The following is a 20,546-nucleotide window of genomic DNA, read 5'->3' on the forward strand; positions in this document are numbered from 1 at the left end:
TCGATACTCTATTACAGAAATTTCTTAAAAAGCTTATCGCTTAATACCGGAACACCTCTTCTGCCGCCTGCATTGGCGTATCCGGCAATATCAGTTTCCTCCGGGTGCACTTCCAGCCTTTCCACATCCAGAGCCTCCTTTGACAGCACGGCATCGACAAAAATGATAAAATTTCCGTAGTCAAAAGAGAGAAGGATTGCATCCCCACCTACTGCCTGCAGGGTGTTACCGAGGTCGAGAGGTTTCCCAACGTCCACAGGACGAAAGCGCAACCTTTTAAGCTCCTGAGTACTCAAATCACCCCACTTTCCAATAAGATAAGTCTTTATGTTTCTCAGGAAGGGCTTAAAATCTTTCAGAGTTGCATAGCCTCTGGAAAGAATCGTTTCCATCTTCTTGCGAGACGCATGAGCTATTCTCACCACCGCCTGCGCTGGCAAGAAATAATAAAGCCCCATTATCTGAGTGAGAAATACTTTTTTGTACTCCTCCGGAATTTCGTCGCCTTCGTAAACAACGGGGCCCGCCTTCTTTTCAGGATGCTCGGAAGGAAGTTGCCCGGACAAACCGTGCTCTTCCTGAAAAGCCGCTTTTTCCTGTTGTCCCCCGGCAAAACCCTGACTTAAAACCACCGAAAGCTCATCTTCAAACCTACTAAGCTTTTCCAGATGAAACCTGTAACTTTTTTCGAGCCTGGACAAATAGTCGTTAAGCGCCCTTAAAGAAGGTTTTTTCGCAAGTTTCGTACAAAGACGCTGAAGATTACCGGTTGTCTTCTCTATTCCTGCACGAATGCCCGACAAGGATTCCATTATAGGCTGAATATCCGGAGGAATTGAAACCTCTCTGCTATAAACGGCTTCTTCAACGGGAACTTCCGGTTTAACCACTTCAATCGTTTTCTCTACAATTGCCTCTTTTTGCTCAACAACAGCAGGTTTTTCAAGAGCCGGGGGTGTAACTTCAGACATAAGGTCCTGGAAGTTCTTTTCCAGTGCGTCTATCGATTTAACGATTTCAGGGGTTATGGCTTCCCGTTTGACCGTTTTGGACAGCCCCTGGATAGCATCCTTGAGAAGCTCCATGCTTTTTAAGTTGACAAACCTTTCTCCCTGATAAAACAACTCTATAAGCTGGCTTAGAATTTTTGAAATTCGAAGAGCATGGTCGTTAAGTTTAACCGCCTTTTCGATATCGGCTATAGAAGATTCAAGCTTTTCAAGATTGGCATGGGAAAATTCCCACTCCAGGGCCAGATAGGCTATGTGCATTTTTTCTATCAATTCATTAAGGTCAACTTCGTCTTCCTGTCGTTCCGGAGGTTCTAGACCTATCTCCTTTTCCGCATCACCAGGAACACTTTCCTCATCTTCCCTGAGATGCACGTCTCCGTCCTGATCCACAGGCCTGAGCAAGGTCTCTATTCGTTCATCCAGCGCTCTGACAAACTCATCGAATTCGTCGGGCTCTGCTCCTGAAGTTTGATCTTCTTCATTATTGTTTTCTTCTTCAAAGGCGATGTCCTTTACATGTTTTTCTTCAGATGACATGGCTCCTATCCTCAAAGCTCTGGTTATTTTAAAAGCTTTGCAGCTACACTTTTTACGGTTCTTTTTGTTATCTCCCTGAGGGTTTCAAAGACGCCGAAACCCTTTATGGCGCTGGCGGGGAATTGAGGTGCTTTGAGGTCATTGTTTAAATCCGCTTCCATTTCTTCAATAGAGAGCAAAGGTATTCCACTGCCCTCCAGATCTCTTTTATTATATTGCAGAACCAGCGGAATTGTGTGAATGTCCAGGTTGTAGGACTTGAGATTTTCTTCGAGATCCTTGAGGCTTTCTATGTTTTTGTTTTTCTGCACACGTAGCGAGTCGGCAATGAAGGCCACACCGTCCACACCTCTTAGAACCAGTCTTCTTGTGGCATGGTACATGGTCTGGCCCGGCACGGTGTAAAGCTGAATACGAATATTCAAATCCCTGATTTTACCTATGCTTACGGGTAAGAAATCAAAAAACAGAGTACGATCACCTTTGGTGTCTATGGTGACCATTTTGCCTGCGACATGCTTGCTCATGGCCTTGTAGATGTAGAGCAAATTGGCCGTTTTGCCTCCCCTTGCAGGCCCGTAATAAACTATCTTGACCTGAACCTCTTTTCTCGCCAGATCAATAATAGCCACCTATAATCTCCGTCTCAGTTTGCTTCTAGTATGGAAAGTACCTGATTGGCAATTTTTTCTATTTTCAGTCTGATCAACCCCAGAGCCACATTCTTATCGAAAAGCACCACAAGAATATAATCGTCACCAATCTTGGAAAAATGAATATTATGTTTCTCACCCTTATGGAACAGGAGGGTAAAATCCTGCTCCCCTACCAATCTGGCAATCTCGGCAGTGGCACCAAAGTTCGCCGCCGACAATGCGGCGAGAGGAAGAACGGTTTCGGGATCAAACATCCCCTTTTCCACAATCAGGGCACCCGACGTATCAACCAAAAAGACATGAGTCGCTCCATTGGCAATAAGCTCATCTTCTATCAATCTGGTAAGTTGTTCCTGTTTATCAGGGGTTAGCACCAGATCCATTGTAGCGCTCCTATTCCCAGTTGGTTACATCGGCATTTTCCCCTTCACCCCCTTCTTGTCCGTCGGCTCCGAGAGAGTAAAGATCGTAATCTCCATGCTCGCCGGGACATCTGTACACATAGTCTCTTCCCCAGGGATCTTCGGGGATGTCCTTGGGCAGGTAAGGCCCGTTCCATGTTTCATAGCCCGGATTTTTCCTGAGCGCTTCAAGGCCCTCTTCCGTCGAAGGATACTTTCCCACATCAAGTCTGTATGCATCCAGAGCGGATTCGAAAAGGGAGATCTGCATCTTGGCGGTTTTCTGCTTGGAGGTCCCTATTTTCTGAAAGAGCTTGGGTCCTACCAATGACGCCAGCAATCCGAGAATAATCATTACGATGAGCAACTCAATAAGGGTAAAACCCCGTTCCGATTGCTTAAACAAAAAGCTCTCACTTCTCATAACTGATCCACCACTCCAGAAAAGAGGCTTAAGTTTCTCAATTACCGGCAATTGTTTTTTCCAGCTTTTAACAATGTGGAACCTTTTCGTCAAGCAAAGCTTAATTAAGATATTATCCATAAAGCGGTTGCAGGTCCCGGGTTACTGTGCTAGATATATCCGGCTTTTGGCGTGAAGTAACAAAACTGCACACCCTCGCTTCTTTGGTGCCCATTTTACAAGGTGCTCGCGAGGGTGGAAGTTCAAACCAAAGAAGGAGGTTTACATGGCGGTTGTTACGATGAAAGAGCTTCTTGAAGCGGGTGTCCACTTCGGTCACCAAACGCGCCGGTGGAACCCCAAGATGAAACCCTACATCTTCGGTTCCAGAAACGGTATTTACATCATAGATCTTCAAAAAACGGTAAGGCTTTTTCAGGAAGCCTACAATTTCGTGGTGGAGGCTACCGCTTCGGGAGAAACCGTTTTATTCGTCGGAACAAAGCCTCAAGCCCAGGACATCATTCGCGAAGAAGCCACCCGCTGCGGTATGTATTACGTTAACCGACGATGGCTGGGCGGCATGCTTACAAATTTTAAAACCATCATGAAGCGTGTGGAAAGACTAAAAGAACTGGATGCAATGTTCGAAGACGGAAGCATTTCCAAATTTCCCAAGAAAGAAGTTTTGAAGCTTGCAAGGGAGCGAGAAAAGCTGGAGGCAAATCTTGGTGGTATTAAAGAAATGAAGCATCTTCCGGGGGTTGTTTATGTAGTGGACACCCCCAAAGAAAAGATTGCCGTGGCGGAGGCAAACAAGCTGGGAATACCCGTTGTGGCAATAATAGATACCAACAGTGACCCTGATGTAATTGACTATCCCATTCCCGGAAATGATGACGCCATCAGGGCCATTAAGCTTATCACATCGAGGATTGCCGATGCATGTATCGAAGGACGCAGACGCTATGAAGAATCTCTGCAGGCCGAAAGTGACAAGGAACTCGAAGTCGAGCTCACCCCGGGCGAAAGCCTGAAAGAAGAAGGTGGGCCGGAGGTAGAAATCGTCAATCCCGTAGCAGATGAGGCGGATGTAGAGGACGAAGAATAACCAACATAATGTCAGGAGGGATAACCTTGGCTGTCTCAATGGAAATGATAAAGGAATTGAGGGCGAAGACCAACGCAGGAATGATGGACTGCAAGAGGGCTCTGGAGGCCACGAATGGCGATATGGAAAAGGCCATCGATTACTTGAGGCAAAAAGGCCTTGCGACGGCCATGAAGCGGGCCGGCAAGGAGGCAAAAGAAGGCCTGGTACAGGCATACGTTCACGGCGGCGGAAGGATAGGAGTTCTTGTGGAGATCAACTGCGAAACCGACTTTGCCGCCAGAAGTGATGCATTCCAGGAATTTGCGAAAAACATTGCAATGCAGATTGCCGCAACGAACCCTCTGGGTGTGGAAAAGGAAGACATCCCGCAGGAAATCGTAGAGCGAGAAAGGGCAATCTACGAGGCTCAGGCGAGGGAAACTGGTAAACCCGAAAATGTGATTCAGAAAATCGTGGAAGGAAAAATGAGGAAGTTTTTTGAAGAGGCGGCTCTTATGGAGCAGCCCTTTATACGGGATCCCGACAAGACAATCCGTGATTATCTCAACGAGCTGGTAGCTCAGATAGGTGAAAAAGTGGTCATAAGACGGTTTACCAGGTATCAGCTAGGAGAAGAATAAGCTATGGCGAAGGCGTCCGGAGGGCCGGTTTTTAAACGCGTGCTCTTAAAACTCAGCGGCGAAGCCCTTATGGGAAACCTGAGCTACGGTATTGACCCTCAAACCATTGACCGCATGGCGGCCGAAATTGCCTCTGTCCACAAGCTCGGCGTCGAGATTGCCATTGTAATAGGCGGAGGAAATATATTCCGGGGAGTACAGGGCGCAGCTCAGGGAATGGAAAGGGCAACTGCTGATTACATGGGTATGCTTGCAACGGTCATGAATGCTCTGGCCCTCCAGCAGGCGCTGGAAAAACACGACGTGGCAACGAGGGTACAATCGGCAATAACGATGCGGGAGGTTGCAGAACCTTTTATAAGGCGCCGGGCTGTGCGCCATCTCGAAAAGGGGCGCATCGTTATCTTTGCAGCGGGCACAGGTCTGCCCTTCTTTACGACAGATACTGCCGCCGCGCTCAGATGCATCGAAATAGGTGCAGAAGCACTGCTGAAGGGGACAAAAGTGGACGGCGTTTACAGCAGTGATCCTGAAAAAGACCCCGGAGCAACCAGATATGCGCGACTGAGTTACACGGAAGTACTTGCAAAGAATCTAAAAGTCATGGATGCGACGGCCATCTCCCTTGCGCGAGACCAAAAAATTAAAATAATTGTGTTTAACGTTCGCGTTCCGGGGAATATTGAAAGGGTTATCAGAGGTGAACCCGTGGGCACAATCGTTGAGGAGGTGGGGCATGCTGAATGAAATATATGAAGACGCGAGATCTCGAATGGAAAAGACCCTGAAAAACCTGGAAGGCGAGTACAAAAGGCTCAGGACCGGTCGCGCCTCTCCTGCTCTTGTTGAATCCATCAAGGTTGACTATTACGGAACGGCCACACCTCTCAATCAACTGGCAACGATAACCATACCGGAACCCAGAACCATAATGATCCAGCCCTGGGATCAGAATGTCGTCTCCGAAGTGGAAAAGGCCATTCTCAAATCAGATCTTGGCTTAACTCCCAACAGCGACGGCAAAATCATCCGCATAAATGTTCCTCCTCTTACCGAAGAACGAAGGCAGGAATTGGTAAAACTCGTTAAAAAAATGGCAGAAGAAGCCAAGGTCGCTATAAGGAACATAAGAAGAGATGCCAACGAAATGATAAAAGATCTCAAAAAGGAAAAGCAGATTTCCGAAGACGAGCAATTCAGAGCTCAGGAAAAAGTTCAGAAAATAACCGATGAGTATGTAGAAAAGGTGGAGAAACTTCTGGAAAAGAAAGAAAAAGAAATTCTGGAGGTGTAATTATTTATTCCGGAAGTATTCCCCGACCGCAAAGCCTGGAAAACCTGCCCAGGCACGTTGCCATCATAATGGACGGCAACGGGCGGTGGGCAAAAAAACGTTTTAGAAACAGGGTTTACGGGCATGAAGCCGGTATAGATTCCGTCAAGGCAGTAATAAAGTGCTGCCTTGAGTGGGGTATTCCTTACCTTACGCTGTATGCCTTTTCCAAGGAAAACTGGAAAAGGCCGTCATCGGAAATCCAGGCTTTGTGGCAACTGATGAAAAGGTTTCTTCACGCCGAACTGCCGGTACTTGTTGAGCACGGGGTGAGAGTGGTTCACATCGGGGATCGCGAAGGTCTCCCGGAGGACATATGCAGGCTTCTTGATGAAGCCGTGGAAAAAACCGCTTGTGGTAGTTCTCTGTATCTCCAGGTTGCTTTAAACTACGGAGGACGGCAGGAGATTGTAAGAGCCGTCAGGTTAATTGCCGAAAAGGTCAAATCCGGTGTTCTCGACCCTTCCGCCATTTCGGTCGAGACAATCAATACACATCTTTTTACCGGTGAAGTACCCGATCCGGATCTGCTGATAAGGACCAGCGGAGAGTTTCGGGTGAGTAACTTTCTTCTATGGCAAATTGCCTATACCGAAATATACATTACCGACGTGCTGTGGCCGGACTTCAGGGAAAGAGAGTTCTTAAAGGCCGTTGAGGATTATCAGAGGCGAGAACGGCGCTTCGGCATGACCAGCGAGCAGGTCGAGGCCCGGGAAATAGCACACTTAAGCTAGCCACTATGAACTACGACAGCAACCTCATAAAACGTTGGTCCACGGGGCTTCTAATAGCCTTACCGATTGTTCTGCTGATTTTCTCGGGCTCTACCTATCTTTTTTACGTGGCCGTCTCAATAGCCGCCCTCATTGGTTGCCACGAATATCTCACAATTATCTCCTATGCGCAGCGGGATCGGGTTAAAACCTTGATTTTTTCGGCGCCGGTCATGATATTTCCCACTGCCGCTTTCCTCGGTGGAGAAAGGGGGTTACACTGCGCGCTATGCCTGGGCCTTTTTGCAATATTTTGCTGGTGCCTTTTTACGGATCCTTTAAGCAGGGAAAGACGAAATCAGGCCGTGGATCTTTTACTGGCCTGGATTTATACGGGCTATCTTCTTGCCTTTGTCCTGCTTTTTGAAACAAACGGAATCCCCTATCGAAGCTTAATCTTTTACGTGCTGGCAACGGTGGTAGCCAACGATGTGGGAGCTTTTTTTTGCGGCAGGAAATTCGGAAAGCGACTTCTCTTTCCTTCTGTAAGCCCGAAGAAAACCTTAGAGGGAGCCGTTGGCGGGACCGTTGCTTCTTTGTCCGTCGGAACAATAGTGGCGGTAGTTCTCATTCCGGATTTCGGTCTTTTAGAAGCCCTGGTTACTTCAGCAGTGGTAAGTATCACCGCTCCTTTAGGAGACCTAATTGAATCCATGATAAAGCGACAACATGGAGTGAAGGATTCGGGTGTAATTTTGCCCGGTCACGGTGGTCTTCTGGACAGACTGGATAGTTTGCTCTTTTCTTTTCCCTCTGTGTGGATTTTATGGCAGTTCTGGAGCAAAATTTCATGATGGGAAACACAGCAAAAAAGAACCTGGTCATACTGGGATCAACCGGTTCCATAGGCAGATCGACGCTCGACATCGTTTCCAGGTTCCCCGATCGCTTTAAAGTGCTCGCTCTTGCCGCAGGGAAAAATGTAGAGCTTTTGGCCGAACAGATTCGTATGTTCAGGCCGCAATATGCCGTTATCAAAGACGAAAAAGACATTCCCAGGTTAGCCAGGCTACTGGATTCGGAAGCTTTACAGGTAAAATTGCTTTCAGGCACCGATGGATACAGGCACATTGCCGCTCTTCCGGAAGCAGACCTTCTGGTTTCGGCTATCGTGGGCGCTGCGGGGCTTCTTCCTACCTACGATGCCGTAAGAGCCGGAAAAACGATAGCACTGGCCAACAAAGAGACTCTAGTTATAGCGGGAAAGATAATAACTTCAGAAGCCAGAAAGTCAGGAGCATCCATTTTACCCGTGGACAGTGAGCACAACGCAGTCTTTCAGGCTCTTCAGGGGCATAGAAAAGACGACGTGAAGCGAATTATTCTTACCGCCTCGGGAGGCCCTTTCTACAACTGGCCTCGTGATAAAATCGAAAAAGCATCACCGGATCAGGCCCTTAAGCACCCTAACTGGTCTATGGGAGCCAAGATAACTATAGATTCCGCCACTCTTATGAACAAGGGCCTTGAAATAATAGAAGCTCACTGGCTTTTTGAAATGCCACTGGAACGGATAGCCGTTGTTATTCATCCGGAAAGCATTATTCACTCAATGGTTGAATACATAGACGGATCGGTAATCGCCCAGATGGCAATCCCCGACATGCGAATACCCATAGCTTATGCCTTATCGTTTCCCGCCCGTTTAAAAATAGACCTGCCCATTTTGGACTTAATAGAGCTTTCCAGGCTCTCTTTCCTTCCACCGGACGAAGAAAGATTTCCCTGTCTCAGGCTGGCACGAGAGGCCTGTGCCAGAGGAGGCACATACCCTGCGGTACTGAATGCGGCCAATGAAGTGGCCGTTCAGGCATTTCTGGAAAAAAGGATCGGCTTTTATGATATTCCCGAGGTCATACAAAAAACCCTGGAAAAACATGGCGGAGAAGCTTTAGAATCTCTCGAACAGGTCCTTGAAACAGATAAATGGGCAAGGGAGGTCTCGGCTTCGATCATAGCTGAAAAAAGGAGATGATTTCTGTCTGATGAGCACCGTATTTTACGCAGCCATAGTACTGGGTATTTTAATCTTCGTGCACGAATTGGGTCATTTTGCTGTGGCAAAATGGTCAGGCGTGGTAGTGGAAAAATTCTCCATAGGCTTTGGACCGGCCCTGTTGTCGCGCAGGAAGGGAGAGACAGAATACTGCATAGCCGCCGTTCCTTTTGGAGGCTATGTGAAAATGCTGGGAGAAGATTCCCTGGAAGACATCCCGCCGGAGTTTCATGACCGTACCTTTTTGTCTCAGCCTTTGTACAAGCGGTTTCTCATAGTAGCGGCCGGCCCATTAATGAATCTTTTGCTGGCAATCCTGTTGTTCTTCATCGTTTTTGCCCTTGCAGGAGTAACCCGTTTAATGCCCGAAGTGGGCGAGATCCAGCCTGGATCCCCTGCAGAAGCCGCCGGGCTAAAAAAGGGTGATCTCATAGTAAGAATAAACGAAACCCCGGTATCGTCGTGGGAAGAGCTCGCAGATTCCATTTCAAAGTGGAAGCCCGGCAATGAACCGTTGAAAATCGTGGTTTTGAGGAGTGGCGAATATCTGGAGTTCCGGGTCACTCCTACGTTCAGGGAAATAAAAAATCTCTTTGGCGAGCCCGTGACCAGGCCCGTCATCGGTATTACGGCATCGGGAAAGGTTGAACTCAAAAAGGTCGGTATATTAAAAGCAGCGATTCAAAGTATCGTCCAGACAATTGTCGTTTGCAAACTGTTCTTCGTAACGGTTGTAAAGCTAATCCAGCGCATAATACCTTTTGAGACCCTTGGAGGCCCTATATTAATCGCACAGATGGCCGGTCAGCAGGCGCAAGAAGGCTTCTTCCCTTTTATCGCCTTCATGGCACTTATAAGCGTGAACCTGGCGGTTATAAACCTTCTTCCCTTTCCCGCACTTGACGGCGGGCACCTGCTCCTGTTCACCATCGAAGCAATAACAGGACGCAGGTTTCATCAAAAGGCTCTTGAGTGGATACAGAAGATAGGCCTGGCTTTTCTCATTATTCTCATGATAGCCGTCTTTTATAACGATCTGGTGAGAATATTTCCGTCGCTACCGGACCTGGTGAGAAACAGATGAAGATCCTGGCAGCAGATACTTCAACGATGACGGGCTCACTGGCCCTGGTAGAATTCAACGGTAACGACGATGGAACTGTCCTCTTTGAAGAGAGCATCACGTCTCAGGTAACTCACAGTCGCCGTCTTCTGGCCCATATTGATTATCTGTTAAAAGAGATTGGCCTTTCAATATCGGATGTTGACGGCTTTGTAGTTGGGACGGGCCCGGGAAGCTTCACCGGTATCCGCATAGGAGTAACGACATTTAAGAGCCTTGCCTGGGGGTTAAGAAAACCCGTGAAGGGCATTCCCTCCCTTGATGCCCTTGCCCGTCAGTTCTCATTTTTCAGAGGGCTTATATGCCCTGTGGTTGACGCCCGTAAAAAGGAATTTTACTGGGCCCTTTACGAAGGAAGCGGTCAGGGGACGGTTTCAAGAACCACCGAGTACTCTGTAACATCGGCGGATCTTCTGATCACCGCGATTGACGATTTTGAAGGCGAAATTGTTCTCTGCGGGAACGGGTGCTCTGTGATCGGCGAATACTTAACGGCAGAACTCGGTGGACGCGTTTATAAAGCTCCACCGGAATTCAATATAATCCGTGCCGTTCATCTCGCAGCGGCGGCGTTACCGGATTTCATCAATAATTCAACAGACGATCCCGTAACGCTAACGCCCTGTTACGTAAGGCCTTCCGAAGCGGAACTGGCAAATCCAGACATTAAGATACCTCAATCAAAATGAAAGGAAGTTCGGCTATATCGGTCAAAAAGCTCAGAACTGCCCGACTGCTGGGGGTATTTAAAAGGCCAAACCTTCGGGTAACGATCGCCCACAATTTTTTCCCGATTTCCTTCCTGATGAAAGGCATTGTTTATCTGGCGTCGCAGGGCGTAATGTTAAAAAGAGGGAAGAGGGCAGTCAAAAGGGTAGAATTTATACTTGTGGAGCGGACCAATCTCTTCAGGGAAATGACAGCTATCGGGGAGAACACGCTGTCATTTACGGACTCCTTCGATGGAGAAGATAACGATTACTGTATCAGGTGCGGTAAATGTTGCTTTTTTATCGCCGGTTACCCGGATTTTCCCGACAATTGGCCCTTTCCCAACGATTGGAAGCTGTGGTTTTCCGAGGGATGCGGGTACGGTCAGGTATTCTGCCCTTTTCTTTTTGAAGAAAACCCGGCGGGGAAAGCACGCTGTGCCGTTTACCCTTATCGTCCTGTAGTTTGCAGGCGTTTCGGCAGCGAAGAGTGTGAATACCTGCTTGAAGGAAGTGCCTCGGAGGAAAATAAAAACCGACCTGTGCTAATACAGAGATTTACAACATTAATGCGAAGAAACAACGCCGGTTTAACATTGCCTTCCAGGTTCCGCAGGAATTAGGAAGCTACCGTGATTGTTATGAAATGTTTTTTCAGAAACCACAGCTTTTCAATTGAAGGTACTTCAATCGGAGGTTTTGAGGGAACAGACTACCGAATAAGGTACAGGCGGGGAATTTTACCCGTGCTCATTATGGCACCTCACGGGGGGCTAATTGAACCCGGAACTTCAGAGCTTGCCGATGCAACGGCAGGCGAAGATTTCTGGTTTTACGCCTTTGAAGGGATCAGAGCAGCAGAAAACTATTCCAGGCTTCATATTCCCAGCACACTTTTTAACGAACCCCGGTGGCTGACCGTATCCCGTAAAGTTTATACAACCATCGCCATTCACGGAATTCGCGGAAGTGAATTTGACCCAATAGTCGTTGGAGGCCGTGACCTTGAGCTGTCACAAAAGATTGTACTTCTTCTTAAAGATTCCGGGTTTAACGCCATTAGATGTCATTGTGGTCCTATCGGTGGAATGAGTAAAAGGAACGTCGTTAATAGAAATCTCACCGGTTCCGGAGTTCAACTGGAAATACCGCGGGGACTTAGAGACTCCTTTTTGAGGCCGAATGATATAATGTTAAAATTGGCAGGCCTGGTTAGAACGGCCATATTCGGCCGGTTTAGATCAAAAACGATAAAAGAGACGGAGGTACCCTCTTGAAAAACATAGATTTTGTGGGCCTGTGGTGTCTTATTTGTGCCTTCGTGCTTTTCTGTAGCACGCCCGTAGTAGGTCGTGCCGAGGAAAGTTCGGTCATTGTTGAAAAAAATCTCTTTTCTCCTGACCGAAAGCCGCCTGAACAATCCACAACGTCGGAAATCAACACCTCCGAGCCCTTTGAAAACGAAGATCTACAACTTTATGGAATAATCATATACGAAACGCCCCGGGGTCTTGAGAAAAAAGCCATCCTGAGTGTGAACAAAAAATTCCTGCCTCCTGACATCGAAGACAGGTATCTATTCGTTAAAGAAGGCGAATCAATCGGACCTTTTAAGGTGGTCAGTATAGAAAAGAACAAAATATCCGTGGAATACTCTGAAAAATCCTATGTCATCTCTCTTTATTCTCCGGCAAAAAAGAACACTTCACCGCCACCGCCAATTCCTGCGCCCCTGCAACCGCACCCGTCTGAAAAAGAAAAATCGGAGCCCGCCAGAGAGGGAAGGATTTCTTTTGAAGAATTCAAGCGACTGAGCCCTGAAGAAAAAGAAAAGCTGATCGAAAGAATGAAGCAAGCATTTGTTGAGCGAATGGAAAAGATGTCAGAGAAGGAATCAAAAAATGAAAAGTGATCAGGTCGTAGAAGCAGGGGCCCGCATATGGGTCGGTTTTCAAGGCACCAGCTTTAACGGGGAACTCAAGGAGTTGATTGATGAATACCGAATATCGGGATTCGTTCTATTCCGCAGGAACATAGAATCTTCAGGGCAACTCAAGGAACTTACATCATCAATAAGGAAATACGTCAGGAGCAAGCTGGACAGGGAACCTAACATAGCCGTGGATCAGGAGGGAGGCTCCGTAAGACGGCTCTTTTTCGTTGAAACACCCTCGGCAGAAGAACTGGGGAAAGGTAGTGATGCGGACTTATCGTCGGCAGTTTACAAAACGGCCGTCTCTTTGAGGTCTCACGGAATCAATGTCAATCTTGCACCGGTGCTGGACGTGGCAACCCCGAAAACCCCCGAATTTCTCAGGAGTCGCTGTTTCGGTTCCGACCCTGCACTTGTAGCAAGAATCGGATCATTGTGGATAGAGCTACATCAAAAGCACGGCATCCGCTGCGTTGCCAAGCATTATCCCGGACTGGGTCGGGCGACTCTGGATCCTCATAAAGAAGAACTTTCCATTTACTGGCTGACTCCTCAACAGATGTGGCAGGATCTCCAGCCCTTTTCGGCCGCCGTAAGCTCCCGGGTATGGGGCATTATGGTATCTCACGCTTCTTATCCCCTCTGGAACAGCACCCCCAGGGCCAAACCCGCCTTTATGTCGGACCTTGCATGCCGGGAATGGCTCAGAAAAAGATTGTCCTTTCAGGGAATCGTGTTTTCCGATGACCTTGATATGGGTGCAGTAAAGGGTAAGTTTACCGCCGAAGAAATTGCCTGGAATGCGACCATGGCGGGAGTTGATTGTTTCCTGGTCTGCAATGATATAAATCATGCAATAGAAATACATTCTGCATTGGTCGAACTTGCAGATAGGGATAAGCTGTTCTGTAAACATCATTCATACTCGGCCTACAGGCTATTAGACCAACATAGACAGCTTTTATGAACCCTGCAGCCTTGACCAGATCTTGAATAATTTGAAATAATAGCAGTGATGATCAATTCCCGGTTAGAGAATTAAGGAGAAATTCATGAAGACAGGATCGATATATTGTAATTATGAAGATGCCTTCAAATCCTACGACAATTTTAGACAGCCTATCGGCCTTAAAGAAGTGTTCCAGATTCTTGATATGGTCCCGGTGAAAAATGATCAGGCGGTTATCCTTGAAGGAGGATTCGGTACAGGGGCATACACCCAGTACCTTGCAAAATCGTCATTCTTCGTTATAGGTCTTGAGGCATCTGAGACCGGAGTTATACAAGCAAGAAAGCGCCTGAAAGCATTTAGTAATGTCCACCTAGGGCGAGGCAACATACTGGCTTTACCTCTGAAAGACTCCACCGTAGATGTCTATTTTGTCAGTCAAGTCATTCACCATCTCGACGATAGTCCGGAATTTCCCAACCTGGACATTTTCCTGAAGGAAGCCCGTAGAGTCCTGAAGAAAGGTGGTTTTTTGATAATTCATACCTGTGATCCCGCTCAGCTTGATCCTCACAGGGGATCTTACTGGCATTATGAGTTCATACCGATTGCTGCAAGAAAGCTTCAGCAGAAGTACATTCCCGTTGAAAAATTGCGTATCAGGCTAGAAAGGCTGGGGTTCAGCAATGTGGAGGTGAGAAAGTCTTCAGGGCAAATATTCGGAGATAAGTACTACAGAGACCCCACGATTTTTTTCTCAGATGATTTCTGGGCTTCTGATTCCGTCTTCAGCCTGGTAAGCAGTGCGGAAAAAGCAAATTCCTGTAAAGCGTTGAGAACCGCTATTGAGGAAGGTTCAATTCACAAAATTATGGAGAAACACAGAGCCTGGGCTTTGGAGATAGGAGAGACGTTGATACTATCTGCCAGAAGGGATTAAGCCACTTTTGTCACAAACCACATTCAGCGGAAGGAAGGGCGAGGCTGTCGGCAATCGGGCATAACTCCATAAACCACTGTTCTCTGGGTCGCCCTTCTTCCCAATCCATCTCGGAGACGGCAACTTCCAGTGGCACAGCACTGACCTCCTTTCCTTTCAATCCCAGCACCACTGCTTCCGCCTCATTTCGGGAGAGATTTTTTTGCATTATGAGACCCGCCCGTGCTCCAAAACGAGACGCCAGGATACGATCAAAAGCCGTGGGCACACCACCTCTCTGTACATGGCCCAGCACCGCAGTGCGTACTCCGAACATTCCCTTCCCTTCTTCTTCAAAAATACGTCTTATGAAATCCGTTGTATAATGCACCGAGGCCGATTCATTTCTCAGAAAGATCAGCATCTTTTTCCCGCATGCAAAGCTTTCTCGAATCATCCTCACGTCGGATATGAGTTCTTCGAGAGAAATGCCCTTTTCCGGAAGATATGCCTTTTCCGCTCCCGAAGCCATCGCGCTCATGAGTGCAAGAAACCCACAGCGGCGGCCCATAACTTCAACTATAAAGGTCCGCCTGTTAGCGCCCGCAGTGTTTCGTATTTTGTCAACGGCATCGATGATAACATTAAGTGCCGTGTCCGCCCCGATGCTGAATTCCGTTCCCGGCAGGTTATTGTCTATGCTTGCCGGAATCAGGACAACGGGTATGTTGAATTCGTCGAAACGCTCTCTTAACTGCACCATTCTGTAAATCTTCCGGTACGTACCCCAACCCCCTATGGCGATCAGGCCACATATATTCCGCCGATTAAAGACCTCTGCAATCCTCCCGTAGTCATCGTCCTTCAAATCAACCCGGGCGGTACCTATTTCAGAACTCGGCCGGTTAACCCAATGAACCAGCTGATGCCAGTCAAGAGTTTCTATTGAATCCTCAAGGAGCCCCAAAAAGGTGTTTCTGGCAGCGACAACCCTTATACCGTGATTTATGAGATACCTCCCGGCAATACTCACGGCCGCATTCATGCCCGGAGCATCTGCTCCACCCGTAAGGATCAACACCGATCGGTCATCAACACATTCCTTTGCGGGGGTTATTCGGGTAAGCATTTTTACGAGGTCGAGGGCATTACGAAAGCTGGTTCCCCTGAGTTCCAGAGCTTTCTGATAATTGCCCTTTTCCAGCTCTTCCACAACGGCTTTGCTTTTTTGAACCACCTCTTCCAGATGAGTGAAGACTATTCGGTTTTCCCTGAGCCCCACCATGTGGCAGTGTCTGGCTTCGGGATTTTCCGCCAGAAAATCAACAGCGGCTACCCCCAAACGTGTAGCCAATATGCGGTCAAAAGCGGTGGGGGCTCCTCCACGCTGCACATGCCCGAGTACGGTAAGCCTCGTGTTTATGTTTAATCGTTTACTTATCAAATCACACACTTCCTTTGACTGTATCGGCAGGCCGTCGGCATGGCGTGCACCTTCCGCAACGACCACCATCTGATGCGGACGACCGGCCTCACGAGCCTTGGCAATCGCTTCGATCATCTTGTTGTGCCACCTCATGTCCAGTTCTTCTTCGGGAATCAATACCCATGAGGCGCCGCCTGCGAGCCCCGCCATCAGAGCAAGATAGCCGCAGTGTCTTCCCATGGTTTCCACCACGAAGGTGCGCTGGTGAGAGGCGGCCGTGGAGCTGAGGTCATCCATGGCTCTTACAATATGATTAAGGGCGGTGTCCGCACCAATCGACATGTCTGTACCGTAAAGGTCGTTGTCTATTGAGCCCGGAAGACCCACCACGTGCAGCACTGAGTCACCATCTCCCCCCAGTTCCCTCACATGATCGGCCCATTCGTTAGCCAGCACATAAGCCCCCGTAAGCGAACCGTCTCCTCCGATGACCACCAGAGCATTTATGCCGTGTTCTAACAGGTGTTTTACGGCCTCCCGACGCCCTTCATACCTTTTGAAATCTTCGGAACGAGCGGTGCCCAGGAAGGTTCCACCTTTGTTAATTATCCCACCCACGTCGTGCCATCCAAGAGGCCTGATTTCTCCGTCAACCATGCCCTGGTAGCCGTTCCAGACGCCAAAAACCGAAAATCCCTTAACAAGGCTCCTTCTCACCACCGCCCTTACGGCCGCATTCATCCCGGGGGCATCTCCACCGCTGGTGAGCACCGCTATTCTCATTTATACCCTCCCCCTTTTCTTTCCCCTATCACAGCGTATGTTTCGATAAGTGCAGTAAATTCTTCCACGGCCTTCTCATCACCGGGACGAAACCTTAACCTAACGGTGACTTCAGAACCCTTTTCGCCAATATGCGGATACAGTCCCACGGACAGCGCAGGATGTTTTTCCACAAACCTTTCTACATCGGCGGCGATTACACCCTCACTCAGAGGCAGATGCCACTCCCTTACAAGCCACCTTTCGCCGGGTCTTTTGACAAGTCTATCCAGAACCCAAATGAACATGGGTCTGAGCATTTCAGGAAAGCCGGGAAAGGCATACACTTCGTCAACGTAAAACCCCGGGGCGCCGATCTCGTTCGGAATAAGCATCGAACCTTGAGGAAGCCAGGCCATGCGTTGCCTTTGCTCCGAAAAATTACGGCCGTAGCGCTTCTGCAGAATCTTAAAGCACTCTTCATGACAGATCAACGGCCGACCGAGCCCCAGGGCAATCCCCTGCCTCGTGCGATCGTCATGAGTTCCTCCTATACCACCGCTTACGAAGACAGGACCGTATCCCTTATCCTTGAGCACATTAATCCAGAGGGCTATAGAATTTTCGTCGTCAGGGAGGGTTAAGGCCAGGCCGGCGGGAAGCCCCTTTTCCTTCAAAATTGAAAGCATCCATGTCCTGTTGTCATCGGAACGTTCCCCGTATATCAACTCATTACCGACTGTAACAACGGCCGACTTCATCTGCTGTCCTCAACCCTTTCAACGGTAATTCTCCTGCGCTCGTCGTCCACGATTTCAAACCGAACATCCCATCGGCAATGCGGAAGATAACCCCCTATCTTTTCGGGCCATTCAATCACAGACACTCCCGCACCGTAAAGGATCTCTCTCAAAGGGAGCGTTTCCAGGTCGTCCTCGGAAGCAACCCGGTACAGATCTATATGGTACAGCTTAAGAGGCCCTTCATATTCGTTGATCAAAGTAAAGGTAGGGCTCGTTATGGGAATGTCCTCGGGGATGCCAATTCCTCTGGCAACCCCTCTCGTAAAGGTTGTCTTTCCCGCTCCCAGGCTTCCCCACAGAGCCAGGACATCACCGGGGCGGAGCATTTTCCCTATGCTTCGACCTAAATCGACGGTTTCTTCAGAGGAGCAGGTCAAACGGATAAGTCGTTCCATTACCCTGCCATGCCTCCAGTTCGGCTATTATCCTTGGGATCCAATCAAGAAGATCTGTTGCAGCCAGTCCCCGGGTTCCCCACAGCTTTTCCCTGACAACCCTGTCAGCCGCCGCCCCGTGAACGTAAACCCCCGTACAGGCCGCTTCAAAGGGATCCATACCCTGAGCCAGAAAAGCCGAAATAAGCCCCGTCAGTATGTCGCCCATGCCTCCGGAAGCCATAGCGGGATTGCCTGAGGTATTGACCGCCGCCCTGCCGTCCGGAGAGGCCACCACGGTGCGAAAACCCTTAAGAACCACAATTACCCCGTACTCCCTGCTGAACGTTTGGGCTACGCCAAGACGATCGGCCTGAATCTCCGGAACGGTCATACCCGTAAGGCGTGCCATTTCTCCGGGATGAGGCGTAAGAATCACAGGGGCACGGGCATCCCTGAGAACCTCAACATTCTCGGAAATTGCCGTAAGTCCGTCGGCATCGATCACCATTGGGCAATCAACGGCGGGGATAAGCTTTCTTACGAGATACTGAGGTTCGGGTTCAAGAGACAGCCCTGGGCCCAGGGCAAAACATTGCTTACTGGAAACAAAAGAAATTATTTTCTCTTCAGCACTCAGCGAAACGGTCTGGGTCAACGTTTCGTCAAGAGGCAGGGTCATGGGTTCGGTAATCTTTTCTTCCAGGATTGGATTCAGACTCTTCGGAACCATGAGGGTAACCAGACCCGCTCCGCCTCTTACCGCTCCCATTGCGGCCATGGCGGCGGCACCGGTTTTTCCGGGCGATCCCGCAAGGATTGCAACATGACCTGCATTTCCCTTGTGAGTGATAAGATTACGCTTCTGGAGCCATCTCCCCACAAGGCTTTCAACAAGCAGATACCTGCGAAGCCCCCTGGACTCAATAACGGATGGAGGAAAGCCGATGTCTAAAACCTTGAGTCTTCCCGTATTTTCGGCGCCAGGCCATTGCACATGCCCGATCTTGGGCAGGCCAAAGGTCGCCGTGGCCGTTGCCCTAACGGCAACCCCCATTATCCTCCCGCTCGATCCGTCCACACCGGATGGAATATCAACGGCCAGTACCGGAACCCCCATTGAGTTGATCGTCTCGATGGCTTTTCTGTAAATCCCCGTCACCTCGCGGCTCAGACCGGTACCGAAAATGGCATCCACCACCACGTTACATTCACGAAGAACATCCCAGGCATCGGATTTGCCTTCCGAGTCCAGTATATAGACCGGTACATAAAGTTTCTGAAGAATCTCAAAGTTGGTAAGGGCATCTCCGACCAGGACTTCGGGATGAGTCAAGAGTATAACCCTGACATCGGCCCCTGCACTATAACAAAGTCGGGCTATAACGAAACCGTCTCCTGCGTTGTTTCCTCTTCCGCAAACAACGGCTATCTTCCTGGAAAGAAAATCCGGCAGAATTTCACAGAAAAAAGAGAAAGCGCCACGACCGGCATTTTCCATAAGAACGACACCGGGAATTCCGAGTTCTCTTATGGTTATCCTGTCAATTTCTGCCATTTCGGAGGGCGTTACCAGATACATCCTTCCACCTCACTCGTCGAAACCTTCCATTACCACACAGGCCACAGCATATTCACCTTCGTCACTGAGGGAGAGATGCCATCTGTAAACACCTCGATCGTGACAAAATTTCCGTAGCTCAGGAGAAGTAACTATATAGGGTCTTCCGAGTTCGTCGGTTCTCACCTCGACAGACCGCCAGCGAACAGGGGTTCTTATACCCGTTCCCAGAGCCTTTGAAAAAGCCTCCTTTGCGGCAAATCTCAGGGCATAATAGCGATAAGGCACGGCTTTCTTTGAGGCTTCGGAATTTTCGTAATCCGTAAATACACGGCCCGTAAAGCGCCGTCCCCAACGGCAGACCATATCCGCAATGCGGTCAACCTTAACCATGTCTATGCCTATACCCCTGATTGCCATCAGGATCCCTCAATAAGCCTGATCATGTCACGCACGGCCTGTTCCATCCCCACGAGGACGGCTCTGGCGACAACTGCATGTCCTATGCTGAGCTCTTCGATTTCCTTTATCTTTTTTACCTCCAGGACGTTGCTGTAATCCAGTCCGTGACCTGCATGTACCTTAAGTCCAAGGCTCCGGGCATATCTGGCCGCCTTTTCCAGAGCTTCAAAAGCGGCTTTTTTATCCTGCGGGTCGACCGCTTCGGCAAAAATACCCGTGTGTAATTCCACAACGTCGCTTCCCACCCTGTGAGCCGCTTCAACCTGCGCAATGTCGGGGTCGATAAAAAGGCTCACCTCAATCCCACCACCATGAAGCCTTTCCACAACACTTCGTACTCTCTCTTCCTGCGACACCACGTCCAGCCCACCCTCGGTGGTCAATTCCTCTCTTTTTTCGGGAACCAGCGTACATCGATCGGGCTTAATCCTGAGAGCAATGCTTATCATCTCTTCGGTCATCGCCATTTCCAGATTAAGATGGGTCTTGACCACCTGACGAAGAATCTCGACATCCCTGTCCTGAATGTGCCGTCTGTCTTCTCTAAGGTGCACCACTATTCCCTGAGCTCCCCCCAGTTCCGCCAGAATTGCCGCAGCGACGGGATCGGGATATTTTGCCTTTCTGGCCTGTCTTACCGTCGCTACGTGATCAACATTTATTGCCAGCTTCATC

The 20,546-nt window shown here is 48.9% G+C and carries 24 protein-coding genes; 14 read left to right on the plus strand and 10 right to left on the minus strand.

All coding sequences use genetic code 11. The annotated features are described in order from the left end of the window. Positions 1–11: 11 nt before the first annotated feature. The 4 genes from BM091_RS00535 to gspG are packed head-to-tail and all read right to left on the minus strand — an operon-like array spanning position 12 to position 3,031. Complete coding sequence (locus BM091_RS00535) at positions 12–1,550, minus strand: hypothetical protein (RefSeq protein WP_093392608.1); 1,539 nt, start codon at positions 1,548–1,550, stop codon at positions 12–14. Between the two features lie 23 nt (positions 1,551–1,573). Then, complete coding sequence (locus tag BM091_RS00540; RefSeq protein WP_093392610.1) at positions 1,574–2,182, minus strand: GTP-binding protein; 609 nt, start codon at positions 2,180–2,182, stop codon at positions 1,574–1,576. A 14-nt stretch (positions 2,183–2,196) separates the two neighbouring features. After that, positions 2,197–2,589: a roadblock/LC7 domain-containing protein gene (locus BM091_RS00545; protein WP_093392612.1), complete on the minus strand. Its 393-nt coding sequence runs from the start codon at positions 2,587–2,589 to the stop codon at positions 2,197–2,199. A gap of 10 nt (positions 2,590–2,599) precedes the next feature. Further along, on the minus strand, positions 2,600–3,031 hold the full coding sequence (gene gspG, locus BM091_RS00550) for a type II secretion system major pseudopilin GspG (protein ID WP_093392614.1): 432 nt from the start codon (positions 3,029–3,031) through the stop codon (positions 2,600–2,602). Between the two features lie 265 nt (positions 3,032–3,296). Between gspG and rpsB the strand changes: the two genes are divergently transcribed. The 14 genes from rpsB (at position 3,297) to BM091_RS00620 (ending at position 14,504) form a co-directional block, all read left to right on the plus strand. Beyond that, a complete protein-coding gene (rpsB, locus tag BM091_RS00555) occupies positions 3,297–4,121 on the plus strand; it encodes a 30S ribosomal protein S2 (RefSeq protein WP_093392616.1) in 825 nt (274 codons plus the stop codon). Positions 4,122–4,159: 38 nt separating this feature from the next. Beyond that, complete coding sequence (gene tsf / locus BM091_RS00560; protein WP_425443302.1) at positions 4,160–4,744, plus strand: translation elongation factor Ts; 585 nt, start codon at positions 4,160–4,162, stop codon at positions 4,742–4,744. Positions 4,745–4,747: 3 nt separating this feature from the next. Next, the gene (pyrH, locus tag BM091_RS00565) at positions 4,748–5,491 is read left to right on the plus strand and encodes a UMP kinase (protein ID WP_093392620.1); all 744 of its coding nucleotides are present in this window, start codon (positions 4,748–4,750) and stop codon (positions 5,489–5,491) included. Beyond that, positions 5,481–6,038, plus strand: coding sequence for a ribosome recycling factor (gene frr / locus BM091_RS00570; protein ID WP_093392622.1), 558 nt, complete (start codon positions 5,481–5,483; stop codon positions 6,036–6,038). The genes pyrH and frr overlap by 11 nt, the downstream gene beginning before the upstream one ends. A 44-nt stretch (positions 6,039–6,082) precedes the next feature. Next, positions 6,083–6,814 (plus strand): undecaprenyl pyrophosphate synthase, encoded by a 732-nt coding sequence (locus BM091_RS00575; protein WP_281243971.1) that lies wholly within the window; start codon positions 6,083–6,085, stop codon positions 6,812–6,814. Positions 6,815–6,819: 5 nt separating this feature from the next. Continuing rightward, positions 6,820–7,647 carry a phosphatidate cytidylyltransferase gene (locus tag BM091_RS00580; protein WP_093392626.1) on the plus strand — a complete coding sequence of 276 codons (828 nt, stop codon included), beginning with the start codon at positions 6,820–6,822 and terminating at the stop codon, positions 7,645–7,647. After that, on the plus strand, positions 7,644–8,828 hold the full coding sequence (gene dxr / locus BM091_RS00585) for a 1-deoxy-D-xylulose-5-phosphate reductoisomerase (RefSeq protein ID WP_245735206.1): 1,185 nt from the start codon (positions 7,644–7,646) through the stop codon (positions 8,826–8,828). The genes BM091_RS00580 and dxr overlap by 4 nt, the downstream gene beginning before the upstream one ends. A 10-nt stretch (positions 8,829–8,838) precedes the next feature. Continuing rightward, on the plus strand, positions 8,839–9,933 hold the full coding sequence (gene rseP, locus BM091_RS00590) for an RIP metalloprotease RseP (RefSeq protein WP_093392627.1): 1,095 nt from the start codon (positions 8,839–8,841) through the stop codon (positions 9,931–9,933). Further along, positions 9,930–10,661, plus strand: coding sequence for a tRNA (adenosine(37)-N6)-threonylcarbamoyltransferase complex dimerization subunit type 1 TsaB (gene tsaB / locus BM091_RS00595; protein ID WP_093392629.1), 732 nt, complete (start codon positions 9,930–9,932; stop codon positions 10,659–10,661). Before rseP ends, tsaB begins: the two co-directional genes overlap by 4 nt. Beyond that, complete coding sequence (locus BM091_RS00600) at positions 10,658–11,305, plus strand: YkgJ family cysteine cluster protein (protein WP_093392631.1); 648 nt, start codon at positions 10,658–10,660, stop codon at positions 11,303–11,305. The genes tsaB and BM091_RS00600 overlap by 4 nt, the downstream gene beginning before the upstream one ends. A gap of 18 nt (positions 11,306–11,323) precedes the next feature. Further along, positions 11,324–11,959 (plus strand): poly-gamma-glutamate hydrolase family protein, encoded by a 636-nt coding sequence (locus tag BM091_RS00605; RefSeq protein ID WP_245735241.1) that lies wholly within the window; start codon positions 11,324–11,326, stop codon positions 11,957–11,959. Beyond that, positions 11,956–12,594, plus strand: coding sequence for a hypothetical protein (locus BM091_RS00610; protein WP_093392635.1), 639 nt, complete (start codon positions 11,956–11,958; stop codon positions 12,592–12,594). The genes BM091_RS00605 and BM091_RS00610 overlap by 4 nt, the downstream gene beginning before the upstream one ends. After that, positions 12,584–13,582 carry a glycoside hydrolase family 3 N-terminal domain-containing protein gene (locus tag BM091_RS00615; RefSeq protein WP_093392637.1) on the plus strand — a complete coding sequence of 333 codons (999 nt, stop codon included), beginning with the start codon at positions 12,584–12,586 and terminating at the stop codon, positions 13,580–13,582. The genes BM091_RS00610 and BM091_RS00615 overlap by 11 nt, the downstream gene beginning before the upstream one ends. An 85-nt stretch (positions 13,583–13,667) precedes the next feature. Then, positions 13,668–14,504: a class I SAM-dependent methyltransferase gene (locus BM091_RS00620; RefSeq protein WP_093392639.1), complete on the plus strand. Its 837-nt coding sequence runs from the start codon at positions 13,668–13,670 to the stop codon at positions 14,502–14,504. Between the two features lie 10 nt (positions 14,505–14,514). On the opposite strand, the gene BM091_RS00625 is transcribed toward BM091_RS00620, so the two are convergent. The 6 genes from BM091_RS00625 to BM091_RS00650 are packed head-to-tail and all read right to left on the minus strand — an operon-like array spanning position 14,515 to position 20,545. Next, on the minus strand, positions 14,515–16,692 hold the full coding sequence (locus BM091_RS00625) for a 6-phosphofructokinase (protein WP_093392641.1): 2,178 nt from the start codon (positions 16,690–16,692) through the stop codon (positions 14,515–14,517). Then, a complete protein-coding gene (locus BM091_RS00630; protein ID WP_093392643.1) occupies positions 16,689–17,432 on the minus strand; it encodes a competence/damage-inducible protein A in 744 nt (247 codons plus the stop codon). The genes BM091_RS00625 and BM091_RS00630 overlap by 4 nt, the downstream gene beginning before the upstream one ends. Further along, complete coding sequence (tsaE, locus tag BM091_RS00635; protein WP_093392645.1) at positions 17,429–17,869, minus strand: tRNA (adenosine(37)-N6)-threonylcarbamoyltransferase complex ATPase subunit type 1 TsaE; 441 nt, start codon at positions 17,867–17,869, stop codon at positions 17,429–17,431. The genes BM091_RS00630 and tsaE overlap by 4 nt, the downstream gene beginning before the upstream one ends. Then, positions 17,835–19,430: an NAD(P)H-hydrate dehydratase gene (locus BM091_RS00640; protein ID WP_093392647.1), complete on the minus strand. Its 1,596-nt coding sequence runs from the start codon at positions 19,428–19,430 to the stop codon at positions 17,835–17,837. Before BM091_RS00640 ends, tsaE begins: the two co-directional genes overlap by 35 nt. A gap of 9 nt (positions 19,431–19,439) precedes the next feature. Then, positions 19,440–19,829, minus strand: a complete 390-nt coding sequence (gene acpS, locus BM091_RS00645; RefSeq protein ID WP_093392649.1) for a holo-ACP synthase — start codon at positions 19,827–19,829, stop codon at positions 19,440–19,442. Then, complete coding sequence (locus BM091_RS00650) at positions 19,829–20,545, minus strand: pyridoxine 5'-phosphate synthase (RefSeq protein WP_093392651.1); 717 nt, start codon at positions 20,543–20,545, stop codon at positions 19,829–19,831. Before BM091_RS00650 ends, acpS begins: the two co-directional genes overlap by 1 nt. Position 20,546: the final 1 nt, after the last annotated feature.

Origin of the sequence: Thermodesulforhabdus norvegica (assembly GCF_900114975.1) — a bacterium.
Taxonomy (GTDB): Bacteria; Desulfobacterota; Syntrophobacteria; order Syntrophobacterales; family Thermodesulforhabdaceae; genus Thermodesulforhabdus; species Thermodesulforhabdus norvegica.

Excerpts from the sequence above, each read along its gene's own strand:
- BM091_RS00535 (WP_093392608.1), bottom strand. The coding sequence starts at position 1,550 with ATGTCATCTGAAGAAAAACATGTAAAGGACATCGCCTTTGAAGAAGAA.
- BM091_RS00545 (WP_093392612.1), bottom strand. The coding sequence starts at position 2,589 with ATGGATCTGGTGCTAACCCCTGATAAACAGGAACAACTTACCAGATTG.
- gspG (WP_093392614.1), bottom strand. The coding sequence starts at position 3,031 with ATGAGAAGTGAGAGCTTTTTGTTTAAGCAATCGGAACGGGGTTTTACC.
- rpsB (WP_093392616.1), top strand. The coding sequence starts at position 3,297 with ATGGCGGTTGTTACGATGAAAGAGCTTCTTGAAGCGGGTGTCCACTTC.
- tsf (WP_425443302.1), top strand. The coding sequence starts at position 4,160 with ATGGAAATGATAAAGGAATTGAGGGCGAAGACCAACGCAGGAATGATG.
- pyrH (WP_093392620.1), top strand. The coding sequence starts at position 4,748 with ATGGCGAAGGCGTCCGGAGGGCCGGTTTTTAAACGCGTGCTCTTAAAA.
- frr (WP_093392622.1), top strand. The coding sequence starts at position 5,481 with ATGCTGAATGAAATATATGAAGACGCGAGATCTCGAATGGAAAAGACC.
- BM091_RS00580 (WP_093392626.1), top strand. The coding sequence starts at position 6,820 with ATGAACTACGACAGCAACCTCATAAAACGTTGGTCCACGGGGCTTCTA.
- dxr (WP_245735206.1), top strand. The coding sequence starts at position 7,644 with ATGATGGGAAACACAGCAAAAAAGAACCTGGTCATACTGGGATCAACC.
- rseP (WP_093392627.1), top strand. The coding sequence starts at position 8,839 with ATGAGCACCGTATTTTACGCAGCCATAGTACTGGGTATTTTAATCTTC.
- tsaB (WP_093392629.1), top strand. The coding sequence starts at position 9,930 with ATGAAGATCCTGGCAGCAGATACTTCAACGATGACGGGCTCACTGGCC.
- BM091_RS00600 (WP_093392631.1), top strand. The coding sequence starts at position 10,658 with ATGAAAGGAAGTTCGGCTATATCGGTCAAAAAGCTCAGAACTGCCCGA.
- BM091_RS00605 (WP_245735241.1), top strand. The coding sequence starts at position 11,324 with ATGAAATGTTTTTTCAGAAACCACAGCTTTTCAATTGAAGGTACTTCA.
- BM091_RS00615 (WP_093392637.1), top strand. The coding sequence starts at position 12,584 with ATGAAAAGTGATCAGGTCGTAGAAGCAGGGGCCCGCATATGGGTCGGT.
- BM091_RS00620 (WP_093392639.1), top strand. The coding sequence starts at position 13,668 with ATGAAGACAGGATCGATATATTGTAATTATGAAGATGCCTTCAAATCC.
- BM091_RS00625 (WP_093392641.1), bottom strand. The coding sequence starts at position 16,692 with ATGAGAATAGCGGTGCTCACCAGCGGTGGAGATGCCCCCGGGATGAAT.
- BM091_RS00630 (WP_093392643.1), bottom strand. The coding sequence starts at position 17,432 with ATGAAGTCGGCCGTTGTTACAGTCGGTAATGAGTTGATATACGGGGAA.
- tsaE (WP_093392645.1), bottom strand. The coding sequence starts at position 17,869 with ATGGAACGACTTATCCGTTTGACCTGCTCCTCTGAAGAAACCGTCGAT.
- BM091_RS00640 (WP_093392647.1), bottom strand. The coding sequence starts at position 19,430 with ATGTATCTGGTAACGCCCTCCGAAATGGCAGAAATTGACAGGATAACC.
- acpS (WP_093392649.1), bottom strand. The coding sequence starts at position 19,829 with ATGGCAATCAGGGGTATAGGCATAGACATGGTTAAGGTTGACCGCATT.
- BM091_RS00650 (WP_093392651.1), bottom strand. The coding sequence starts at position 20,545 with ATGAAGCTGGCAATAAATGTTGATCACGTAGCGACGGTAAGACAGGCC.